3 protein-coding genes and 1 pseudogene are annotated in these 2795 nt (G+C 58.4%); 3 read left to right on the top strand and 1 reads right to left on the bottom strand.

Going from position 1 to position 2795, the window contains the following annotated elements; genetic code table 11:
• Positions 1 to 88 precede the first annotated feature (88 nt).
• Positions 89 to 1063, bottom strand: a complete 975-nt coding sequence (ftrA, locus tag AX708_RS14860) for a transcriptional regulator FtrA (RefSeq protein WP_082745500.1) — start codon at positions 1061 to 1063, stop codon at positions 89 to 91.
• Between the two features lie 79 nt (positions 1064 to 1142).
• Here ftrA and AX708_RS14855 point away from each other — a divergent pair, with 79 nt between their 5' ends.
• The 3 genes and pseudogenes from AX708_RS14855 to AX708_RS14850 all read left to right on the top strand — a co-directional run.
• The gene (locus AX708_RS14855) at positions 1143 to 1541 is read left to right on the top strand and encodes a rhodanese-like domain-containing protein (RefSeq protein ID WP_067490357.1); all 399 of its coding nucleotides are present in this window, start codon (positions 1143 to 1145) and stop codon (positions 1539 to 1541) included.
• A complete protein-coding gene (locus AX708_RS20050; protein WP_082745499.1) occupies positions 1538 to 1984 on the top strand; it encodes a GNAT family N-acetyltransferase in 447 nt (148 codons plus the stop codon). The genes AX708_RS14855 and AX708_RS20050 overlap by 4 nt, the downstream gene beginning before the upstream one ends.
• A gap of 119 nt (positions 1985 to 2103) precedes the next feature.
• A pseudogene (locus tag AX708_RS14850) lies at positions 2104 to 2733 on the top strand (IS110 family transposase); the annotation flags it as partial.
• Between the last annotated feature and the right edge of the window lie 62 nt (positions 2734 to 2795).

Here is a 2795-nt window from a genome sequence, read left to right as displayed (position 1 = left end):
TACATCACCCTCGCCGCCAGCGACACTCCCGCGAAGCGGGTTCGTGCATCGACCCCATAACGGTCGTTCTTTCCTCGAGCTTAGGCTGCTAAATGCGGTCGCCCCCGTGTGAGAATTCGCGGCGGAACTCCGTCGGTGTTTGTTTAACTTGTTGCCGGAAGTGATGGCGCAGCGTGTGCGCGCTTGCAAATCCAACTGCCGTAGCGATTTCCTCAATAGTCATGCTGGATCGCGTTAATATGTCTTTTGCGACTTCGACCCTCTCGGCATTCAGCCACTCGCCTGGGCACTGGCCCGTCGCCTCGCCAAAGCGTCGCTCAAAGGTGCGTTTGCTCATTTTGGCAAATTTGGCCATTTCATCGATCGTCCAGGACCTTTGAATGTCCCCTTTGATCCGGTCGAGCACAGGCGCAATTTCCGCATCTGGCCGGGTTCTCACGGGGCGCTCAAGATATTGAGCCTGTCCGCCACTGCGATGGCCTGGCATCACTATCCGTCGGGCGACGCTATTGGCGGCATCAGGGCCAAAATCCTGCCGCACGATTTCGATCATCAGGTCAATGCCAGCAGAACTGCCCGCAGAGGTGCAAATGCGGTCCTCGATCCGGTAGAGCGATGCCTCGTCCACGTCGATGGCCGGAAACTGCCGTCGCAGCGCCTCAGCATAGCGCCAATGGGTCGTGGCGTACTTTCCGTCCAGCAGGCCCGTTGCAGCCAATACAAAGGCACCCGAACATAAGGAGGCAAGCCGCGCACCGCGACTATGCGCCGCCCGCAATGTATTGCGAAGTACAGGCGGCACCGGCGCATCAATGCTTTTCCACCCCGGCACGACAATCATATCCGCCTGATCGATCAGTTCCGCCCCTGCATCAGGCATCAGGGTGAAGCCGCCATGCGCCCGCAATGGCCCTACTTCGATGGCGCAGCTTTGGAACCGATACCAGGATGGCCCCATCTCCGGACGCGCTAGCCCGAAAATTTCGGCAACAATGCCGAACTCAAAAGTGCAGAGGCCATCATAAAGAAGGGCGACGACAAGGGGGCCTGACAGGTTTGGCATAATATTTACGTATATTGTCATTCGCGCCAATTGCAAGTTACCCGAAGGTGGCGGATTAAGGGGGCGAAAGGACAAACACATGCCAACAGCCGTTACAGCCATACCCGCAGCCTCTAGCGACCTCGCGAAAGTCCATTTTGCTGCTGAACTCACCTTCGAGACCGATTGCTGGGATGTGCATGACGCCCTGTCGAAAGGTGCAGATTTCGTGCTGCTTGATGTGCGCAGCCCTGCCCTTTTCGCCAAGGGGCATGTTCCGGGCGCAATCAATCTGCCGCACGGTAAAATCATCGGCTCCAAAATGGCCGTATGGCCGCAAGACACCTTGTTTGTGACCTATTGCTCTGGACCGCACTGCAATGGCGCCGCCCGTGGCGCGTTGAGGCTGGCAGAACTTGGACGGCCCGTAAAAATTATGGCGGGCGGCGTGACCGGTTGGCTGGATGAGGGCTTTTCGCTGGACGTTACGCCGTCGTGACCGAGTTTGCTGTCAGGCTGGCAGAGCCGGGAGATGCCCGCGACCTTTTGGCCATGATTGTGGAACACGCAATTTTCGAACGCAGCAATGCGGTGATCAGTGGCAATGACCTGATGCGATTCATCAGCGGTGATGTTTCCACCGTGATCATCTATGTTGCTGTCGATGGCCAAAGCCTACTCGGCTATGCCGCTTTGACGACGGAATTTTCGCTATGGCGCGGTCACTTCAGGACACATCTTGACTGCCTGTTTGTAAGAGATGGGAAACGCAGCAAGGGAATAGGGGCAGCCCTTCTCAACCGCGCCAAAGAGCATTCCAGAACAATCGGCTTGGATCGTCTCGAATGGCAAACACCTGACTGGAATACGCGAGCGACTTCATTCTACGAACGCGAGGGCGCAACCGGACACCCGAAAATTCGGTTTGGACTAGATCTATGAGCGTCCGAAAGCAGCCAGACCCTCGACAAAAGCGGATGAGGTGGATGGCTCCCGCTCACGGCATCTCGGTGCCAAGATGGGCTGCTATCATGCAAGCCCGAGCAAAGGAGCCACCCGTCATGGAGATTAGCACAATCGGCCTCGATCTGGCCAAGAATGTTTTTCAGGTTCACGGCGTCAGCCCCACCGGTGAGGTGGTGGTCCGCAAGACATTGCGGCGAGCGCAGGTCTTGCCGTTCTTCGCGAAGCTGGCGCCTTGTCTGGTCGGTGCCGAGGCCTGCGGAACCTCCCATCACTGGGCGCGCGAGTTGACGAAGCTCGGCCACGAGGTGCGGCTGATGCCGGCGTCTTACGTGAAGCCCTATGTAAAGCGCGGCAAGAACGATGCCGCCGATGCCGAGGCGATCTGCGAAGCGGTCACCCGCCAGACGATGCGGTTCGTGCCGATCAAGTCGCGCGAGCAGCAGGCGGCACTGTCGATCCACCGGGCACGCAGCCTGCTGATCAAGCAACGCACACAGCTGGTCAACATGATGCGTTGCGTGCTTGCCGAGCTTGGCATCGCGATCCCGGTCGGCGTGGAGAAGGCGTTGCAGATGGCGCGGAAGATCGTCGATGGTGAGGCCGAGCTCGATCTGCCGGACGAAGCACAGAACGTCACCATCGCGCTAGCCGAGCAGATGCTCCAACTGCATGCGCAGCTGCGTAAGCTCGATCTTCGCCTTGCTGCTCTGCAACGCAGTGACGAGCGGGCCCTGTAGCGCGACATTCAAGGTGAGAGTTGCGCGACGATCAGGATGAGAAGTTGATT

The sequence above is a fragment of the Erythrobacter sp. CCH5-A1 genome, from assembly GCF_001557115.1.
Classification (GTDB): domain Bacteria; phylum Pseudomonadota; class Alphaproteobacteria; order Sphingomonadales; family Sphingomonadaceae; genus Erythrobacter.
The sequence above is the reverse complement of the archived record's forward strand: the minus strand, read 5'-3'. Positions and strand labels throughout refer to the sequence as shown.

Excerpts from the sequence above, each read along its gene's own strand:
- ftrA (WP_082745500.1), bottom strand. The coding sequence starts at position 1,063 with ATGCCAAACCTGTCAGGCCCCCTTGTCGTCGCCCTTCTTTATGATGGC.
- AX708_RS14855 (WP_067490357.1), top strand. The coding sequence starts at position 1,143 with ATGCCAACAGCCGTTACAGCCATACCCGCAGCCTCTAGCGACCTCGCG.